Here is a 17,574-nt window from a genome sequence, read left to right as displayed (position 1 = left end):
CTAGACTCGCCCGCGTGACGGTGCTCCGGGAGCTGCGCGACTGCGTCGTCGACGCCGCCCTGGTGGTGGCCGACGCAGCGCGGCTGCTCGGCCGGCACTGGCCGGCCCTGATCAGCATCTTCCTGCTGGGCCTGGCCGCCCGCAACGCCGCGATGTGGGCCGCGGTCCTGCTCGGGCGGGAGCACCCGGTGCTCGCCTCGCTGCTCGTGCCGCTCGCGCCACTGTCGATGGTGATCGCCCTGGTGCTGATGCTGCGGGTCGCCGGGTCGACCTCCCGGTGGACGCTGACTCCCCTGGTGGCCCCGGACGACGACCCCGTGACCCGACGCGCTGCCCGCCGCGAGCGGCTGACCGTGCTGGCGTCCGCGCTGGTGCCGTTCCTGACCGTCTATGCGCTGCAGGGTCACCTCGACGCCGACCGTGACCAGTTCATCAACGAGAGCTATGCCGACGAGTTCCTCTCCGGCGCCCTGTTCACCACGGGCACGATCGACGACCGCACGCTCGTCACCGTCACCAGCTGGCAGCTCGGGCTGGTGGTCGGGGCGCTGCTGCTGCGGGGGGTGCTGGACAAGCTCGACCTGGCCCGACGCCACGCCGCCTGGGCGCTCCTCGCCGCGCTGGTCGAGGTCACCTGGCTCACCTGGCTGGCCGCGCTGCTGACCTCGCGCTGGCGCGACGCCGGCGGCTGGGTGGGTGACCGGGTCGTGGTGTCGCGGGCTGCCGACGCGTGGGAGCGGGTCACCGGGGTGCTCGGCCCGCTCACCGGGCCGGTCCGCGCGGTGGGGGACGTCGTGGTGGGCATCGTGTCGGAGATCAGCGACATCGTCGTCACGCCCGTCGCGTGGTTGACCGTCGGCGCGGTGGTCCTGGCGGGCGGCCTGCGCGAGAGCCGGCGGGCGCGGATCGAGGAGCACCGGGTCGTCGTGCGCGCCCGGGAGGGTGCGCGGCAACGGGTCGGCTCGCGTCTCCGGCCGCGCCAGCGGTCGTGGTCGACCGCGCGCGTCGGTGACCTGCTCGGGCGTCGCTTCGAGGAGCTGATCGCGGGGCTGCGGACGCTGGCGCACGCCGGCGTGCTGCCGGTGCTCACCTTCTGCCTGGTGCTGGCCCTGGCCCCGCTCGCGGAGTGGGGCACCGCGCTCCTGCTCCGAGCCGCGATCGGCCCCCGCGACCCGGACACGATGGTGGCCTTCTCGCCCTACCTCGAGATCGCGACGCGCACCGTCTACACCGTGGTCGTCGTCGTGCTCGTCGCCGCCGCGGTGTCACGGCTGCTGACCCGCCGCCTCCAGGAGGAGCGCGACGAGGTCACGACGTCGGTCACGACGCCGACAGGCTGATCTCGGCGACGTCGGGCGCCTCCCACCACAGCCGCACGCGGTCGGGCTCGCCGTCGTCAGCGGTGACGACCAGGACGGAGACGTCGTAGGACGGCGGGCGGGGGCGGTCCCCCTCGATCCGGCTGCCGTCGTACTGCGGACCCGTGCGGCCCTCCGGCTCGCAGTCCGCGCCGGGGATCGAGGCCTCGCCCAGCGTCGCGCCGCCCGCCTCGGCCTCGCGGCCGCGGCTGTCGACCAGGGAGACGTTGCACCCCGCGAGCGGGACCTCCGGTTCGACCTCGAAGCGCAGCACGACCTCCCACACGGCGCTCCCGGCCACCGGCGCCAGCGGCTCGGGACCGTCGAAGCCCTCGACCTCGGTGGCGGGCCGGACCTCGACGAGCGTGACGGTGAGGTCGCGGCGTCGGTCGTCCCCGTCGCCGTCCTCCCACACGTCGCTCACCTCCAGCGGCTCACCCTGGCGTCCTGCCGTGACGTCGTGGAGCTGCTCGGGCCACCAGAAGACCTGGAGCCGACTCGCCGAGGCGACCAGCACGAGCGCCAGTGCGACCGGGAGGACCAGCAGCCACCGCCACCTCATGACGGCTCGTCGCCGAGGGTCGCGGTCGGTACGACGTAGGTCGGCGCGGCTGCGAACGTCGCCGCGTCGGCCCGGGTCAGGCCGAGGTCGACCTCGGCGACCGCGTCGAAGCGGGTGTCCCTGGAGAGCCGCGCCAGGCGCACGCGCAGCGTCGGCAGCGCGTCGGGCGGCACCTCGACGTAGACCGTGCAGTGCGCCGCGAGACCCGGCGGGCTGTCGACGCAGTCGTTGCTGTTGCGTCCCTCGAGCCCCCACACCCGGCCCTCGTCGTCGCGCATCTCGGCGAAGGTGATCGCCGTGTTCTCCTCGGACGCCACCACGGTGTAGCGGACCACCACCCACACGCCCGGGCTGACCAGCTCGCTGCCGAACTCCTCGACCCGGGTCGAGCCGAGCACCTCGTCGACGGTGACCGTCGCCGTGCGAAGGTCGAGGGCGTCACCGACGGCGCCACGGCGCAGGTGCGGAGCGGCCCCTGGGTCGTCCTCGTCGTCGGGCACCCAGCCCTGCACCCACGAGCCAGCGGCCAGCAGGCCGAGGCCGAGCAGCCCGGTGCCGAGCACGTGCTGCCAGCGGGTCGCCATCAGAACCCCTCCGGCTCGGGCCGCGTGGCGGGCAGCGGGGCGACGTCGAGCGCGACGCGGGCGACCGGGGTCGCGTCGAACCAGCCCAGCTCACCGTCGAGCGCGCTGGCTCGTCGCGCGTGCTGCAGCAGGGTCACGGTCAGCCGCTCGGGCACCGACGCCTCGTCGACGACGAAGGTGACCTGCACGTCGTAGACCAGCCCCGGTCCGATCCCCAGCAGCGTCGAGCCGTCGGCGGTGACCGTGACCTCCGCCTCGGGCTCCTCGGTCGGCGAGCCGAACTGGTCGTAGGTGCTGGTCAGGTCGGCGGTGATCGCACCGGTCACCGTGGTGAAGCCGACGGACTCGGGTGCCTCCAGCTCGAGTCGGCCCTCGACCACGACGAAGGCCAGGCCGGGCTCGGCGTCACGCCCGTCGTGGACGAAGGTGGCGGCGGCCTCGTCGAGCCGGATCCGGAAGGGCGTCGCCTCGACCGGCGTGCCCGCAGCGACGCTGACCGCGCCCTCGGGCGTCGAGCGCGCCCAGCCGCCCAGCGCCGTGACGACGACCAGCACGACGGCCACCCCGGCCACCGCGCTGGTCAGCCACGGGTGGGCGCGCAGGGTCGCGACCGGTGAGGTCGGCTCCCGAGGCGGCACGGGGTGAGTGTAGGTGGGTCCGGTCGGGCTGCGGTGATGGTGCGACAGCGACTCAGCGCAGCGGCTCGGCATAGCTGCGGCTGAGCAGCCCGTCGTACGCCGGCGCCTCGACGTCGTCCTCGACCTCGAAGTCCCAGCCGACCGAGATGTCGGGGATCTCGGCGCGGGCGAGGTAGTAGGCCACGTCGGCGTCGTTGCGCACGGTGTCCTCGAGCTGCTCGGGGTCGCCGACCGCCTCGATGACGTAGGGCTGGGCGTAGGGCACGCCCTGGAGCAGCACCGCGTTGCCGTGGCACTTGATGCCGGTCGTGGTCACGATGCGCTGGCCCTGGATCGTCACCGCGGTCGCTCCGCCGCGCCACATGGCGTTGACCACCGCCTGGATGTCCTGCTGGTGCACGACGAGCAGGTTGGGGTCGCGGCTGGTGGAGTTGATGACGTCCTCGGACGCGTCCGAGAGCGTGACCGAGATGCCCGGTCCGCGGCGCGGGGTCAGGCCGGCGGGGTCCTCGAGCTCCTCGATGCGCTCCTGGAACTTGTTGACCGCGCGGTCGTCGACGTCGGCGGCGAGCAGCCCCACCTCGGCGGTGAGCTCGTCGAGACGGCTCTTGAGGTCGTCGTAGTCGTCGGCCTCGTTCTGCACCAGGGCCGCGAGGTCGGTGTAGCGACCCGGGCGCAGGTCGGTCCCCTCGGAGTTGTAGGCGCTGATCGTGAACAGCGCGCCGCTGAGCAGCACCACCAGCGGGGTGCCGATCCGCCAGGCGCCACGCTTGGCCCGGGGGCGGGAGGAGTGGGGGTGCGCCGGGGTCCGACCGAGGACGACGTCGGCGTCCGCGCGCGCCAGCTGCTCGGCGTACTCCTCGTGGTGCTCGCCCTCAGCACGCAGGCCCTCGCCACGCAGGCCCTCAGCACGCAGGCCATCGGAACGCGGCTCGCCGGGAGCCGCGCCAGCGGGCCTCACGTGGGAACCGGACGTCATGACGACTAAGGTAGCCCGCGATCCGTGACGAGTCGTCACGTCTGCACTGCTACGAGGAGCCAACCCGTGTCCAAGCTCAAGGCCAAGGATCCGTTCGCCGAGCCGAGGAAGCCCGTCGCCACCGTGCGCACGGTCATCGCGCTGCTCCTCGCCGTCCTGGGCATCGCCTGGATCATCTACTACTACGCCGTGGTCCGCGTCGACCCGCTCGCCTTCCCGGCCCCCGCCGCCGGTGACCCGGAGTTCATGGCCGACCTCATGGACTGGAACTACCTGATCGGCTTCGGCGCGTTCTTCCTCGGCCTGGCGATCTCCGCGCACCCCTCCACCCCGATGGGTCGCGGCCGTGGTGTCGTGGTGGGCATGCTCGGCTGCTTCATCCTGGGCCTGCTGTGGATCTGCACGTTCTACGTGATCAGCGACGACCCGTCGAGCTTCTGGGTCTTCAACGACCTCGGCCAGAAGAACCTCTTCGTCGGCATCGGCTTCATGGCGATCGGCTTCACGTTCGCCACGCGCTGGGAGTGAGGCTCCCGCGCCACCCCTGACGTCCGCGACGCCCGGTCCCCTGTGGGGGCCGGGCGTCGCTGCTTCTCCACAGGCCGCGGTCGGAGTTCTCCACAGGTAAGTCCACAGGTGTGGATGAGTTACACCGGTGTTGTTCTCTCCACAGGTGAGTGCACAGGTGTGGACAACCGGCCGTGCCGTCGTACGACGGAGGGCTGGTCGGTGCGGCGGGTGCTCAGGCGGTGAGGACCAGCGTGCGGGCGACGATGGCGACCGCGATGGCCAGCCCGATGAGCACCAGGGCGGTGACCTGCACCTGGGTGCGGCGGGTGCGCGGCGCGTAGACCAGCGCAGCGGTGATGGCGACTCCGCCGACGAAGCCGCCGAGGTGTCCCTGCCAGGAGATGAACGAGCTGCCCAGGACGGTGATCAGGACGTTGATGCCGATCCAGGTCAGCAGCGACTGCACGTTGCCGCCGACCTTGTAGGCCACGACGAGCAGCGCGCCCATCAGGCCGAAGATGGCACCGGAGGCGCCGAGCGTGGCGCTGTAGTCCGCCGAGAGCCAGTAGACGAAGGCCGAACCCGACAGGCCCGAGAGCAGGTAGAGCGCGAGGAAGCGCGCGCGGCCCAGCGCCAGCTCGAGCTGGGGGCCGAAGGCGTAGAGCGCGAGCATGTTGAACGCGATGTGCCAGATCTCGACGTGCGCGAACATGCTGGTGACCAGCTGCCAGTAGGAGCCGTCGGCCACCCCGGGCACGTAGCGGGTGGCGGCCGTGCGGCACATCGCCTCGGTCGCGCCGGGGAAGTAGCCGCTGCCGTCGGAGGTGAAGCAGGTGCCCCGGGGGCTGAGCGCGAGGCGCTGGATCAGCTCGCTGCTCTTCCACCCGGTCGCCACGATGAGCACCCAGACGAAGACGTTGATCCCGATGAGGGTGATCGTGGTGGCGCCGGGGTTGCTGGGCCGGAGCCCGCCGTACGCCGTGCGGCCGGCGCGGGTGCTCTTGGCACCCTCGGCGACGCAGTCGGGGCACTGGAAGCCCACCGAGGCCGAGCGCATGCAGTCAGGGCAGATGACCTTGTCGCAGCGCTGGCAGTGGACGTAGGACTCCCGCCCGGGGTGCCGGTAGCACGCGGACTCCGGGACCCCGGGGACGGGAGAGGGGTGCTCGCTCAGGAACCCACGACCTCGACGGACTCGATCACGACGGCGTCGAGGGGACGGTCGCCGGGACCGGTGGGGGTGGTGCCGATGGCGTCGACCACGTCGCGGCCGGCCTGGTCGGCGACCTCACCGAAGATCGTGTGCTTGCGGTTGAGCCACGGGGTGGCGCCGACGGTGATGAAGAACTGCGAGCCGTTGGTGCCCGGGCCGGCGTTGGCCATCGCGAGCAGGTAGGGCTTGTCGAAGACGAGCTCGGGGTGGATCTCGTCCTTGAACGTGTAGCCGGGGCCGCCGGTGCCGGTGCCGAGGGGGCAGCCGCCCTGGATCATGAAGCCCTCGATGACACGGTGGAAGCCGAGGCCGTCGTAGAACTTGCCCGTGCGGCCGTTGCCGGCGTCGTAGGCCTTCTCGCCGGTCGCGAGGCCGACGAAGTTCTCGACGGTGGCGGGGGCGTGGTGGGGGAACAGGTTGACGGTGATGTCGCCCCGGTTGGTCTTGAGGATGGCCTGCTGGTCAGCCATGACTGCCTTTCACGTGGACTACGAGAGGATTCGAACTCCCGCGATCCTCCCACGCACGCCAAGGTCGCGGGTGTGACGGGCCCGCCGGGTGGGTACCGGACCGTCGGGGGCAGCGCCGGTGCGTTCCCCTGCCGCCACCGGGCCACCCTGGGGGTGGTCGACCCACCTGCCCCGTGGTTGGGTAGAGGTACCGCTGACAAAGGAGTGCTCGCAATGGGACTGCGCAAGAAGAAGTCGCTGCTCGACCAGGCGAGGGACCAGGCGAGCGACTACGTCGACGCCGCCCGTCCCCACGTCGAGGCCGCCTACGAGTCCGCACGTGACTTCGTGCAGGACACCGCCGTGCCGGCCCTCATCGACGCCAAGGACAAGGCCGCCCCCGTCCTCGCCGACGCCCGCGAGAAGGCCACGCCCGTCATCGCCTCCGGTGTCGCGATCGCCGGCGCCAAGGCCGTCGAGGCCCGGGAGAAGGCGGCCCCCGTGCTCGCCGAGGCCCGCGACAAGGCCACCAGCAAGGCCGCCCCCCTGATCGCGTCGGGCCAGGCGCTCGCGAGCGAGAAGGCCACCGCGGCCAAGACGCTGGCCGACGCCAAGGTCGCCCAGCTCAAGGGCGAGCCCGAGCCGACGAAGGGCTCCAAGCTCAAGAAGATCGTCCTCTTCACCGCCGTCGCCGGCGCGGTCGCGTTCGTGGCCAAGAAGCTCCAGGGCGGCAAGGCCGAGAGCAACAACTGGCAGTCGTCCTACGTGCCGACGCCTCCGCCTGCTCCGAGCGCGGCCCAGGCCGCTGCCCCGGCCGCCACCGCCGACGACACGGGCGGCTCGTCGCCCGACGAGGCCTTCGCCGACGCCGCCGAGGCGCCGCACCCGGTCACCACGCCCGACGAGCCCGCCGAGGTCGTCGAGATCGAGGACCCCAAGGCCTGATCGCCTGCCCCACCGCACGTCCGTACGCCGACCCGTCACCCACCAGGTGGCGGGTCGGCGTCGTTGCGGGTGGTGTCGAAGTCCTCGATCCAGGCGTCGATGTGCTCCCACCAGCCGAAGAGCCACTCGATGCGCTCGTCCCGGCCCTCGGGGATCTCGCTGCGCGACACCTGCCACCACCGCATGACGATCCGCTTGTCCATCGGCAGCTCGCGCCAGATGTCGCCGACGGTGAGCAGGTGGTCGAGACCGGTGTGGGCGACCAGCACGACGTCGGCCTCCGGCGCCGCGTCGAGGGCGGCGAGGAAGCCGCCCGGTCGTGGCGCGAGGACGTTGGTCATCGCCTCGGCCCGCTCGGCCATCCGCTCGAGTCCAAGCCGGCGCAGCTTGTCGATCGCCCGCTGCCGTCGCTCCGGGGTGAAGTTGCCGCCCTCGGGGAAGATCACGAACGCGTCGTCCGCGTCGAGGCCCGAGGCGAGGGTGGCGATCTGGCTCTCGAGGTCGTCGCCCGCGGCCGGGTTGGGCGAGATGAACGACGCCGGGATGCGGCGCAGCAGCACGTCGATCGCGGGGTCCCAGGCCAGCGTGTCCTTGAGGACGACGCGGGGCTCGCGGCGATACCAGTGCATCAGCGCGTGGATCAGGGTGAAGGAGTCGCCGGGTCCGGCGTGCCGGCAGGCCACCAGGATCGGCACGCCGGGGTGCGCGTCCGGGCTGGGCCCGTCGGTGACGATCGTCAGCTTGAGCACCCGCTTGGCCTCGCGGAAGAACACCCACATCACGCCCTGCACCAGGTCGTAGTGGATGCCCTCGAAGTAGGGGCTGCGGATCCGCCGACCGAAGCCGCTCGCCAGCCACAGCCCCAGCAGCACGGAGAGGACGAGCGCCTCCATGGTCAGGTACATGACGAAGATCCAGGCCAGCCGCAGCGCCCGCCACCGCCCGGGCAGCAGCGGCGAGAGCGCGGCGGCGCCGATCAGCCACAGCGGCAGCGTGATCCACATCAGGACCGCCAGCAGCATGACGGCCGGGGCGACGACCCCCCGTCGTACGACGCGGATCAGCACGCTCGCGCCACCCGGTCAGGCATCGTGCTCGGCGAGGTAGTCGCGGCAGGCCTCGTAGGTCGCGTCGATGCGGGCCTCGACGGTGCTGAAGTCGCGGGTGCCGAAGAGGGTGTCGTCACGCGCGGCGGTGCCGCGAGCCGGCAGGACGTGGCACTCGACGTCGTCGGGCAGCTCGGCCAGCTCGCGGGTGAAGCGGTGCCGACGGGCGATCTCGAAGGAAACCCGCGCGACCTCCCAGGGACGCTTGGGCACGGTCAACGGGCGGTCGATGCGTCCGACCTGGAGCACGAAGACCCGCGTGGCGCCGAGCTGCACGGCCCGCCCCAGCGGGATGGAGTTGACGATGCCGCCATCGAGATAGTGCTCGCCGTCGACCTCGGCCGGCGGCAGGATCCCGGGGACGGCGGCGCTCGCGACGACCGCGTCCACCACCGGGCCGCTGCTGAACCAGTGCTCCGCCGCGCGCTCGATGCTCGCCGCGCACACCTGGAAGCGCACCGGCAGCTCCTCGAAGGTGACGTCGCCGAGCTCCTCGACGAGGCGCTGCTTGAGCGGCTTGGCGGAGTAGATGTGGGTGCCGGTCGCGACCGCGCGACGCACGGTGCGCAGCGGCTTGTCGCCGTAGACCTCGCGGCCGCTCTCGTTGGCGCTGCGCCACAGGTCGAGCATCCGCTCGATCACGGCCTCGGACGGGTCGCGGGCGACCATCGCACCGTTGAGCGCGCCGACGCTGGTGCCGAGCACGAGGTCGGGGGTGATGCCGCGCTCGAAGAGTGCCCGGAGCATGCCGACCTCGACGGCCCCCAGGACACCGCCGCCGCCGAGCACGAACGCCGTGGTCCCGGCGGACATGGGCCTAGCCGACCGCGGTCGTGGTGGCGGGACCGAACGCCTCGGGGTGCTCAGCGCGGGTGCGCTGGGTCGCGCGGTGCTCGGCCCAGAAGCTCAGGACCGGCACGGTGCCGCACAGCAGCGTCACGATCGTGAAGCCCAGCTCCCAGCCGGCCTTGCGCGAGAGCACGAAGGCGGTGAGCAGGAAGATCATGTAGAGCCAGCCGTGGGCGACGCCGAGGTACTCGGTGATGAACTCGCCGGCCTGCTGCGCGCTGGAGCCGTCCTCGAGGAGGTACTTCAGCGGCACGCCGACGAGGATCAGCACGATCAGCAGCACGCCGACGATCGTGGCCATGATGCGGTAGCGGGTCAGGGCGCCTGTCACGCCTCCGAACGTACCGGGTCCTCCTCGGGTGACTCCGCCTGGTCCTCCTCGACCGCGGTCGCCACGAGGTCCTCCTCACGCACGAAGCGCCACCAGATGAACGCCGCGAAGGCCCCGAAGACCCACCACTCCAGCGCGTAGAGGATGTTGCGCAGCGCGGTGAACCTCCCCGGGGGCGGCAGCTGCTCGAGCGTCGCCGTCGTGAGGCCCTCGGCTCCGGCGTTGGTGGACGGCTCGTCGGCGTCGACCACGCCGTAGGCGCCGTAGAGGTCCTGGTCGACCTGCTGGATCAGGTCGGCCGTGCGCATCTGCGGCAGCACGTCGTCGGTCGGGTCGGTGTCGGCCTCGCCGGTGCCCTCGGGGGGCTGGAGCCACGCGACGAGCTCGGCGGTGCCGCTGGGCGGTGCGGGCGCGTCGTCCGGGTCGGGGACCCAGCCGCGCACGACGGGCAGCGCCGGGTCGTCCGCGGCCGCACCCACGGCGAGCGGCGTGACGACCCAGAAGCCCTCGACGCCGTCGACCTCGCGCCCGGAGACGTAGACCGTCGACTCCGGCAGCCAGGTGCCGCTGACGCTGACCGGCTGACCGACCAGGGTCGCGGGGAACGGGTCGTCGGGTCCCATCACGTCGGCGATCGGCTGGGGCTCGAGCTCGGTCAGGTCGACCGCCTCGGCAGCCCGGTTGGCCTGCCACGCGTCGTACTGCCACACGCCCAGCGACCCCGCGACCCCCACGCACGCCAGCGCCACCAGGTGGGCGCCGATCATCCGGAGGGTGAGGTAGCGGGACACCCCTCCAGGGTACGGAGGCGCCCGCGTCCATCATCGGCTGGTCGAGCACCGCCGTCCTCGCCTCGCTGGTCGAGCAGAGAGGAGCGCCAGCGACGAACGCACGTCGAGACCCCCGCCTGACGACGACCCCGGGCAGCCTCCCGACTCGCCGGGTCTCGACAACCGCTCGCTCCGCTCGCTGCTCGACCACCGCCGTCCTCGCCTCGCTGGTCGAGCCCGAGGAGCCCTGGCGGGGAGGCGTCGAGACCACGACGTACGACGACCTCCCCGACGCCGCTGCCCGGCTCACCGGGTCTCGACGCCTCCTCGCTGACGCTCGTCGGGCTCGACCACCGAGGGGGAGTGTCCCGATGGCTCGACCACCGAGGGGGAGCCTCTCGGCGTACCCTGCGGGGCATGACGGTCAGTGCCGAGCAGGCTGCGTGGTTCCGGGCGGGATTCACCGACATGGCCGAGTCGATGGGGCAGGCGCTGCTGGGCAAGGACCACGTGGTCCGCCTCGCGCTGACCTGCCTGGTGAGCGAGGGGCACCTGCTGCTCGAGGACCTGCCGGGCACGGGCAAGACGATGCTCGCCCGGTCGTTGGCCAACACCGTCGAGGGCAGCCACGCGCGCATCCAGTTCACCCCCGACCTGCTGCCGACCGACGTGACGGGGGTGACGGTCTACGACCAGGCGAAGGGGGCCTTCGAGTTCCACCCCGGGCCGATCTTCCACGACATCGTGCTGGCCGACGAGATCAACCGCGCCTCGCCCAAGACCCAGGCCGCGCTGCTGGAGGTCATGGAGGAGGGGCACGTGACCGTCGACGGCGTGACCCACGACGTGCCGCGCCCGTTCATGGTGATCGCGACGCAGAACCCGATCGAGCAGGCCGGCACCTACCGGCTGCCCGAGGCGCAGCTCGACCGCTTCCTGATGAAGACGTCGGTGGGCTACCCCGACGCCGAGTCGACCGAGGAGCTGCTGCTCGCCTCCCACGTGCGCGACCGGGCCGAGCTGGTGAAGCCGATCGCGTCGACGGCCCGCATCGCGGAGATGTCGGCGCTGGCGGCCGACGTGCACGTCGACCGGTCGGTGGTGCGCTATGTCCGCCAGCTCGCCGAGGCGTCGCGCGAGCTGCGCCACGTGCGGCTGGGGCTCTCGGCGCGCGGCTGCCTGGCGCTGGTGCGGGTCGCCAAGACCTGGGCCGCCGCCGACGGCCGCACCGCGGTCGTGCCGGAGGACGTCAACACCCTCGCCGAGCCGGTGCTGTGCCACCGGCTGCTCCTCGACCCGCAGGCCCAGTTCAGCGGGGTCACGATCGGCGAGGTCATCGGCCAGCTGCTCGCGGCGGTCCCGCCGCCCCTCGACCGCGCCTGACGCCGTGATCGAGGCGCCGTGATCGAGAACCGACGGACCCGCGTGCGTCGTCGCGTCAGCCGCGCGCTCGGCGGCATCACCCCCGCCGGGCGAGCGGTGATCCTGCTCGGGCTGTCCAGCGAGGCGGTCGCCCTCACCCTGGGCTACGCCGAGTTCCGGCTCATCGCGGTGATGTGCGGGCTGCTGGTGCTCGTGGCCCTCGTCCTGGTCGCCCTGCCCACCCGCGTGCGCGCCCAGCTCGAGCTGCGCCCGGCCCACACCGTGGCCGGCGAGACCGGCACCGGGCTGCTACGCGTGACCAACCTGCGGCTCGCCCCGATGTGGCACCCCCTCGTCAGCATCCCCCTCGACGCCGAGCGCGCCGACGCCACGACCCAGAGCGCCCACGTGCGGCTCCCGGTCCTGCGCCGCGGGGTGCGCGTGGAGGAGGAGATCGAGGTGCCGGCCGTCCGGCGCGGCGTGCTGCAGGTCGGCCCGGCGGGCGCCCGTCGCACGGACCCGCTCGGCTTCTTCCAGCGCCACGCCGCCTGGAGCGCACCGGTCGACCTCTTCGTGCGGCCGCGGATGGTGAGCGTGGAGTCGCTCGGTCCCGGCTCGGTGCGCGACCTCGAGGGCGTGCCCAGCGACGAGATCTCGATGAGCGACCTGTCGTTCCACGCGCTGCGGGAGTACGTCGTCGGCGACGACCTGCGCCACGTCCACTGGCGCTCGTCGGCGCGGACCGGGCGGCTGCACGTGCGGCAGTACCACGACACCCGCCGCAGCCACGTCGTCGTCATCGTCGACGACACCCACGCGGCCTACGACCACTCCGACGACCTCGAGCTCGCCCTCCAGGTCGCGGCCTCGCTCGTGCTGCGCGTCGGGCTCGACGAGTCCGACCTGACGATGGTCTGCGGCCCCCAGCAGGTCTCCGGCCCGCCGCAGCAGGTGCTCGACGCCTTCTGCCTCTCCACGTGGTCGCTGGGCGGCGACCTCGTCGTCGCGGCGCGCACGGCGGCGCTCGTCGCCCCCGACGCCAGCCAGGTCGTCGTCGTGTCGGGCGGTCATCTCGACACCTCGCTCCTGCCCGAGGTCGCGCGCGCCTTCCCCGACGACGTGCGCCTGCTCACGCTGCGCGCCGACGGGTCGGGCACGCCGGCCGAGCACACGCTCGCCGGCCCGCCGCTGCTGACGGTGACCCAGCTGCCTGAGCTGCCCGGGCTGCTCGCGGCATATGTGCGCGGGGTGCGGCTGTGAGGCTGCTGCGGCGCCGTCCACCGACGCAGGTGATGCCCTTCCACGCCTGGGACGTGCTGCTCGTCGTGACGCTCACGATGATCGCGCTGGCCGGCTGGTCGTCGACCTTCAGCGGCAACGGCTGGTGGATCACCGGCGGGGTCGCGGCGGTCCTGGGGTCGGCGGTCGCGACCGCGGTGGTGGCCGCACGCGGCGGGGTCGAGGTCGTGGGGCTGGTCCTGTCCTTTGGCTACTACTTCGCCTGCGGACCCATCGTGGAGCGCGACCTGCGGCTGACCGACCTGAGCATCCTCGAGTCGGGCGTGCGGGCCAGCGCCGACGCCTGGCCGGTGCTGCTCGGCACCCACCCGCCCGTCGACTCCTCGGGCGCCGCGCTGCTGGCGCCGGTGCTCCTCGCGCTCTTCTCGGCCGGCATCGGCACCGCCCTGGCGCTGCGCTCCACCCGGGCAGCGGTGCCCCTCGCGCCGCCGACGCTGGTGCTCGCCGTGGTGCTGCTCCTCGCCCAGCCGGAGCCGGTCTCGGTGCTGCTCCAGGGCGTCGGCTTCGGGGTCGTCGCGATGCTGTGGATGCGACTGCGCGGCCTGCGCATCGACGAGGCCGCCCACGGCCGCGACCCGGCCCGGGCCTGGCGGATGGTCGGCAGCGTGGCGCTGGTCCTGGCCGCCGCGCTCACCGCCGCCGCGGTGGCCGGTGACCCCACGCCGGGCGCGAGGTTCGTGCTGAGCCGCGAGATGCCGGCGTACGACGCGGGCCGCGAGGCGACGCCGCTCGACTCCTTCCGTGACTTCACCGAGCCGGCGCCCGGGCAGCGGGTGCCCGAGGGCAACGTGCACGAGCGCAAGCTGCTCACGCTGCGCGGCGCACCGGCGGGGGTGCGGGTGCGCTTCGCCGCGCTCGAGGCCTACGACGGCAACCGGTGGCAGGCCGCCAACGACAGCGACCCCTCACGCGACGACGACCGCTTCCTGCGGCTGTCCTCCACCATCGACAACCCGGCCGACGGCCGCGAGATCCGGGTCGCGGTCGACCCCACCGGCGACTACACCTCGCGGTGGGTCCCGACCATCGGCGCGGTGCAGTCCTTCTCGTTCTACGGCGCCGCGCGCGAGGACGCCCAGACCCACCTGCGCTACGACCCGGCCACGCAGACCGCGATCATGGACGACCGGCTGGAGAAGAACGACACCTACGCCTTCACCTCCGCGATCACCGGCGGGCTGCTGAAGCGGCGCATGACGGCGTCGACCCTCCTGGACCCGGCCTTGAAGGAGGCCGGTGCCTTCCTCGACCCGGCCATCGAGACCTGGGCGCTCGGGGCCGTGTCGCCGATCGACGGGGTCTTCCGGGTGGCCGAGCAGCTCAAGAAGGTCGGCCGCTACAGCGACGGTGCGATCTTCTGGCAGTCCTCCTACACCGCCGGCCAGAGCACCGCCCGGCTCGGTGACGGCTTCGTCCTCGGGGAGCCGACCGTCGGCAACGACGAGCAGTACGCCGCCGCCATGGCGCTCATGGCCAACCGGCTCGGAGCACCGGCTCGCGTCGTCGTCGGCGCGGTGCTGCCGGCCAGCGGGGTCGTGCGGGGTCGCGACGTGCAGGCCTGGGTCGAGGTGCGGATCGCCGACGGGTCGTGGCGCACGTTGCCGACCGAGATGTTCATGGGCGACCGTCCTCCTCGCCGGGTCGGCGTCAACGCGACGCTGCCGCCGCGGGCCTTCCCCGACCCTCCTCCGGCCCCTCCGCAGCAGCCGGAGATCGAGGAGGAGCCGGCCGCTGATCCGCCTCCGGCTCCTGCCGCGTCGTCCGACGATGCAGGGTCGGGCGGGGTCCCCTGGGGACTCGTCCTCCTCGCGCTCGCCCTGGGCGCGCCCGTCGTCGTACCTCTCGTGAAGGGGGTGCGGCGCCGGCGCCGGCTCTCGTCGCGACGCGTGACGCTGCGCTATGCCGGGGCGTGGCTGGAGCTGGTCGACCACGCCCGCGACCTCGGGGTGCCCGTCGCGCCGGGGCTGACCCGGCCGGCCGAGGCGCGGGCCGTCGGGTCGACCAGGGGCGCCGCTCCCGGCGACACGCTCGTCGATCTCGCGCACGAGGCCGACCGGAGGATCTACGCCGCCGACTCCCCCGAGGCCGCCGACGCCGACGCGTTCTGGTCGCTCGTGCGGGCCGCGCGCTCCTCGCTGGGCGAGTCCGCGTCCCCGTGGCGACGGGTCTGGGCGGTGTTCAGCCCCGCCAGCCTGCGCCGCCGGCCGAGCGGTGAGCTGTAGGAGGTCGGAGGACCGCGCCATCTCCCACAGGTCACCGCTCACCCGCACTCACTCCCAGGCAACTGGTCAGACCACTTGACCAACAACCACCGTCCGCCCTACGGTCGACCCATGCCCCTGCAACCCGTGGTGAGACGTTCCGTGCCCGACGAGGTCTTCGACCAGGTGCTCGCGGAGGTGGTCGACGGCGAGATCGGGGCCGGCGAGACGCTGCCCAGCGAGCGACGCCTGGCGGAGGTGCTCGGGGTGTCGCGGCCGGCGGTGCGCGAGGCGCTCCAGCGGATGGCGCAGACCCGGCTCCTCGACGTCCGCCACGGGGGCGCGACCACCGTGCGCGACTTCCGGCGCTACGCCGGGCTCGACCTGCTCCCCCAGCTCCTGGTCCGCAAGGGCTCCCTCGACGCAGCCGTCGCCCGGAGCATCCTCGAGGCACGACTCGCGATCGGACCGAGCGTGGCGGCGCTGGCGGCCGAGCGTGGCGGCGCGACCCTCGGGGCGCTGCTCACCGACTGCGTCGACGCGCTCGCCGCGACCGACGACGGCGTGGAGCGGCAGGTGCACGCGCTGACCTTCTGGGACCTCGTCGTCGACGCGGCCGACTCGGTGGTCTTCCGGCTGATGTTCAACAGCCTGCGCGCCGCCTATGAGCCGGCGCTGGAGGCGCTCGCCCCCGCGATGGCCGAGGAGGTCGGTCAAGCGGGTGCCTACCGCGTGCTCACCGCGGCGATCTCCGCCGGCGACCCCGACACCGCCCGCGCCGCCGCCGACCGGGTCCTGCGCCCGGCGACCGCCAGCCTCAGCAGCGCGCTCGACGCGCTCGCCCACCACCAGGAGCAGCGATGACCACCCCCGAGATCGAGGCCCTGGCCGCCGAGCGCCTCGCGGCGGACACCGCCGCGACCACCCGTCGTACGACGCTCTCGCTCGGCCAGGCCTGGCGCGCCTTCTGGCGGCACCCGAGCCCGCCGATGATCCTCACCGCCCTCGTGGCGGCGAGCGTCGCCCGCGTCCTCGCCCCCGGCGGTGACCTGTGGGAGATCGCGATCCCGGTCGCCCTGGTCGCGCTCTTCCCCGTGATCGAGTGGGTCATCCACGTCCTCGTCCTGCACTGGCGACCCCGCCAGGTCGGTCCCGTGCGCATCGACTCCCTGCTCGCGCGGGAGCACCGCGCCCACCACGCCGACCCGCGCGACATCCCGCTGGTCTTCATCCCGTGGAAGGCGCTCGTCTGGCTGGTCCCGGCCGGTGCCGCGGTCGCCCTGCTCGCGATGCCCACCCTCAGCAGCGCCCTCACGCTCCTGGTGAGCGCAGCCGCGCTCATGTTCGGCTACGAGTGGACCCACTACCTCGTGCACAGTGACTACCGTCCGCGATCACGCGCCTACCGCGCGGTCTGGCGCAACCACCGGTTGCACCACTACAAGAACGAGCACTACTGGTTCACCGTCACCACCTCCGGCACCGCCGACCGCCTCTTCGGGACCTGTCCCGACGCAGCCGACGTCCCGACGTCGCCCACGGTCCGGAAGCTCCACGAGACCGACGCGGGACCTGCCACCATCAGCGGGTGACGAACCAGCGGGTCCACCACCTCAACTGCGGCACCATGACGCCGCTCGCCGCGGCCCCGATGGTGGCCCACGTGCTGCTCGTCGAGCGCGACGAGGGGCTGCTGCTCGTGGACACCGGCTTCGGCACCACCGACCTCCAGCAGCCGCGACGGCTCGGCCAGCCGTTCCGGGCCGTCGTACGCCCCGTCCTCGACCCTGCCGAGACCGCCACCGCCCGGATCACGGCGCTGGGCCTCGACCCGGCCGACGTCACCGACATCGTGCTCACCCACCTCGACCTCGACCACGTCGGCGGCATCGGCGACTTCCCCCGGGCCCGCGTGCACGTGCACACCACCGAGCTCGAGGCCGCGCTGCACCCGACACTGCGGGAGAAGGCGCGCTACGTCGCCGGCCAGTGGTCCCACGACCCGACCTGGGTGCGCCACCGCGAGGGCGGCGACGCGTGGTTCGGGCTCGAGTCCGTGGCCGCGGTGGGCGACGAGGTGCTCATCGTCCCGCTGCACGGTCACAGCCGAGGCCACAGCGGTGTCGCCGTACGACGCCCCGACGGTCACTGGCTCCTGCACGCCGGCGACGCCTACTTCCACACCGATGAGAAGCGGACCCCGCCCACCTGCCCCCGCGCGCTGCGCGCCTTCCAGACCGTCCTGGCCCACGCCGACAAGGTCCGTCGTGCCAACGCCGACCGGGTGCGCGAGCTCCACGCCGGGCACGCAGGAGAGGTCACGGTCTTCAGCGCCCACGACGCCTCGGAGCTCGCCGCGCTCCAGGGCTGAGCGACCTCAGGGTCGTGTGCCGGAGAGAGCGCCCTGCCGCTGGCCGC

19 protein-coding genes are annotated in these 17,574 nt (G+C 73.0%); 9 read left to right on the top strand and 10 right to left on the bottom strand.

Going from position 1 to position 17,574, the window contains the following annotated elements; all coding sequences use genetic code 11:
• Positions 1 to 14 precede the first annotated feature (14 nt).
• A complete protein-coding gene (locus AAG827_RS05680; protein ID WP_341924877.1) occupies positions 15 to 1,340 on the top strand; it encodes a hypothetical protein in 1,326 nt (441 codons plus the stop codon).
• Here AAG827_RS05680 and AAG827_RS05675 read toward each other — a convergent pair.
• The 4 genes from AAG827_RS05675 to AAG827_RS05660 are packed head-to-tail and all read right to left on the bottom strand — an operon-like array spanning position 1,321 to position 4,121.
• Positions 1,321 to 1,920 (bottom strand): hypothetical protein, encoded by a 600-nt coding sequence (locus AAG827_RS05675; protein ID WP_341924876.1) that lies wholly within the window; start codon positions 1,918 to 1,920, stop codon positions 1,321 to 1,323. The genes AAG827_RS05680 and AAG827_RS05675 overlap by 20 nt on opposite strands.
• A complete protein-coding gene (locus tag AAG827_RS05670) occupies positions 1,917 to 2,504 on the bottom strand; it encodes a hypothetical protein (RefSeq protein WP_341924874.1) in 588 nt (195 codons plus the stop codon). Before AAG827_RS05670 ends, AAG827_RS05675 begins: the two co-directional genes overlap by 4 nt.
• Positions 2,504 to 3,142: a hypothetical protein gene (locus AAG827_RS05665; RefSeq protein WP_341924873.1), complete on the bottom strand. Its 639-nt coding sequence runs from the start codon at positions 3,140 to 3,142 to the stop codon at positions 2,504 to 2,506. The genes AAG827_RS05670 and AAG827_RS05665 overlap by 1 nt, the downstream gene beginning before the upstream one ends.
• A gap of 52 nt (positions 3,143 to 3,194) precedes the next feature.
• On the bottom strand, positions 3,195 to 4,121 hold the full coding sequence (locus AAG827_RS05660; protein WP_341924872.1) for a DUF881 domain-containing protein: 927 nt from the start codon (positions 4,119 to 4,121) through the stop codon (positions 3,195 to 3,197).
• Positions 4,122 to 4,187: 66 nt separating this feature from the next.
• On the opposite strand from AAG827_RS05660, the gene AAG827_RS05655 reads away from it, so the two are divergent.
• Complete coding sequence (locus AAG827_RS05655; protein ID WP_341924871.1) at positions 4,188 to 4,649, top strand: cell division protein CrgA; 462 nt, start codon at positions 4,188 to 4,190, stop codon at positions 4,647 to 4,649.
• Positions 4,650 to 4,863: 214 nt separating this feature from the next.
• Here AAG827_RS05655 and AAG827_RS05650 read toward each other — a convergent pair whose 3' ends face one another.
• Together AAG827_RS05650 and AAG827_RS05645 are read right to left on the bottom strand one after the other, a co-directional pair.
• Positions 4,864 to 5,688 (bottom strand): rhomboid family intramembrane serine protease, encoded by an 825-nt coding sequence (locus tag AAG827_RS05650; RefSeq protein ID WP_341924870.1) that lies wholly within the window; start codon positions 5,686 to 5,688, stop codon positions 4,864 to 4,866.
• Positions 5,689 to 5,801: 113 nt separating this feature from the next.
• Positions 5,802 to 6,314 (bottom strand): peptidylprolyl isomerase, encoded by a 513-nt coding sequence (locus tag AAG827_RS05645; RefSeq protein ID WP_341924869.1) that lies wholly within the window; start codon positions 6,312 to 6,314, stop codon positions 5,802 to 5,804.
• A gap of 213 nt (positions 6,315 to 6,527) precedes the next feature.
• On the opposite strand from AAG827_RS05645, the gene AAG827_RS05640 reads away from it, so the two are divergent.
• On the top strand, positions 6,528 to 7,238 hold the full coding sequence (locus tag AAG827_RS05640) for a DLW-39 family protein (protein ID WP_341924868.1): 711 nt from the start codon (positions 6,528 to 6,530) through the stop codon (positions 7,236 to 7,238).
• Positions 7,239 to 7,273: 35 nt separating this feature from the next.
• Here the strand turns inward: AAG827_RS05640 and AAG827_RS05635 are convergent, their stop codons facing one another.
• The 4 genes from AAG827_RS05635 to AAG827_RS05620 are packed head-to-tail and all read right to left on the bottom strand — an operon-like array spanning position 7,274 to position 10,315.
• A complete protein-coding gene (locus tag AAG827_RS05635) occupies positions 7,274 to 8,305 on the bottom strand; it encodes a 1-acyl-sn-glycerol-3-phosphate acyltransferase (RefSeq protein ID WP_341924867.1) in 1,032 nt (343 codons plus the stop codon).
• Between the two features lie 15 nt (positions 8,306 to 8,320).
• Positions 8,321 to 9,157, bottom strand: a complete 837-nt coding sequence (locus tag AAG827_RS05630; protein ID WP_341924866.1) for a patatin-like phospholipase family protein — start codon at positions 9,155 to 9,157, stop codon at positions 8,321 to 8,323.
• Positions 9,158 to 9,161: 4 nt separating this feature from the next.
• Positions 9,162 to 9,524 (bottom strand): DUF3817 domain-containing protein, encoded by a 363-nt coding sequence (locus AAG827_RS05625; protein WP_341924865.1) that lies wholly within the window; start codon positions 9,522 to 9,524, stop codon positions 9,162 to 9,164.
• Complete coding sequence (locus AAG827_RS05620) at positions 9,521 to 10,315, bottom strand: SURF1 family protein (RefSeq protein WP_341924863.1); 795 nt, start codon at positions 10,313 to 10,315, stop codon at positions 9,521 to 9,523. Before AAG827_RS05620 ends, AAG827_RS05625 begins: the two co-directional genes overlap by 4 nt.
• A gap of 396 nt (positions 10,316 to 10,711) precedes the next feature.
• Between AAG827_RS05620 and AAG827_RS05615 the strand changes: the two genes are divergently transcribed.
• The 6 genes from AAG827_RS05615 (at position 10,712) to AAG827_RS05590 (ending at position 17,527) form a co-directional block, all read left to right on the top strand.
• A complete protein-coding gene (locus AAG827_RS05615; RefSeq protein ID WP_341924861.1) occupies positions 10,712 to 11,677 on the top strand; it encodes a MoxR family ATPase in 966 nt (321 codons plus the stop codon).
• Positions 11,678 to 11,695: 18 nt separating this feature from the next.
• Positions 11,696 to 12,916 carry a DUF58 domain-containing protein gene (locus AAG827_RS05610; RefSeq protein ID WP_341924860.1) on the top strand — a complete coding sequence of 407 codons (1,221 nt, stop codon included), beginning with the start codon at positions 11,696 to 11,698 and terminating at the stop codon, positions 12,914 to 12,916.
• Positions 12,913 to 15,177 carry a transglutaminase-like domain-containing protein gene (locus AAG827_RS05605; RefSeq protein ID WP_341924859.1) on the top strand — a complete coding sequence of 755 codons (2,265 nt, stop codon included), beginning with the start codon at positions 12,913 to 12,915 and terminating at the stop codon, positions 15,175 to 15,177. The genes AAG827_RS05610 and AAG827_RS05605 overlap by 4 nt, the downstream gene beginning before the upstream one ends.
• Positions 15,178 to 15,288: 111 nt before the next feature.
• Entirely contained in the window at positions 15,289 to 16,020 is a 732-nt protein-coding gene (locus tag AAG827_RS05600) for a GntR family transcriptional regulator (protein ID WP_341924858.1), read from the top strand.
• Positions 16,017 to 16,748, top strand: a complete 732-nt coding sequence (locus AAG827_RS05595) for a sterol desaturase family protein (RefSeq protein WP_341924857.1) — start codon at positions 16,017 to 16,019, stop codon at positions 16,746 to 16,748. The genes AAG827_RS05600 and AAG827_RS05595 overlap by 4 nt, the downstream gene beginning before the upstream one ends.
• Positions 16,745 to 17,527, top strand: a complete 783-nt coding sequence (locus AAG827_RS05590; protein ID WP_341924856.1) for an MBL fold metallo-hydrolase — start codon at positions 16,745 to 16,747, stop codon at positions 17,525 to 17,527. The genes AAG827_RS05595 and AAG827_RS05590 overlap by 4 nt, the downstream gene beginning before the upstream one ends.
• Positions 17,528 to 17,574: the final 47 nt, after the last annotated feature.

This window comes from Nocardioides psychrotolerans (assembly GCF_943371775.1).
Classification (GTDB): Bacteria; Actinomycetota; Actinomycetes; order Propionibacteriales; family Nocardioidaceae; genus Nocardioides; species Nocardioides psychrotolerans_A.
The sequence above is the reverse complement of the archived record's forward strand: the minus strand, read 5'-3'. Positions and strand labels throughout refer to the sequence as shown.

Bases quoted from the DNA above. Each gene is read 5' to 3' on its own strand.
- AAG827_RS05660 (WP_341924872.1), bottom strand. From the start codon at position 4,121: ATGACGTCCGGTTCCCACGTGAGGCCCGCTGGCGCGGCTCCCGGCGAG.
- AAG827_RS05615 (WP_341924861.1), top strand. From the start codon at position 10,712: ATGACGGTCAGTGCCGAGCAGGCTGCGTGGTTCCGGGCGGGATTCACC.
- AAG827_RS05675 (WP_341924876.1), bottom strand. From the start codon at position 1,920: ATGAGGTGGCGGTGGCTGCTGGTCCTCCCGGTCGCACTGGCGCTCGTG.
- AAG827_RS05630 (WP_341924866.1), bottom strand. From the start codon at position 9,157: ATGTCCGCCGGGACCACGGCGTTCGTGCTCGGCGGCGGCGGTGTCCTG.
- AAG827_RS05650 (WP_341924870.1), bottom strand. From the start codon at position 5,688: ATGCGCTCGGCCTCGGTGGGCTTCCAGTGCCCCGACTGCGTCGCCGAG.
- AAG827_RS05645 (WP_341924869.1), bottom strand. From the start codon at position 6,314: ATGGCTGACCAGCAGGCCATCCTCAAGACCAACCGGGGCGACATCACC.
- AAG827_RS05670 (WP_341924874.1), bottom strand. From the start codon at position 2,504: ATGGCGACCCGCTGGCAGCACGTGCTCGGCACCGGGCTGCTCGGCCTC.
- AAG827_RS05595 (WP_341924857.1), top strand. From the start codon at position 16,017: ATGACCACCCCCGAGATCGAGGCCCTGGCCGCCGAGCGCCTCGCGGCG.
- AAG827_RS05600 (WP_341924858.1), top strand. From the start codon at position 15,289: ATGCCCCTGCAACCCGTGGTGAGACGTTCCGTGCCCGACGAGGTCTTC.
- AAG827_RS05640 (WP_341924868.1), top strand. From the start codon at position 6,528: ATGGGACTGCGCAAGAAGAAGTCGCTGCTCGACCAGGCGAGGGACCAG.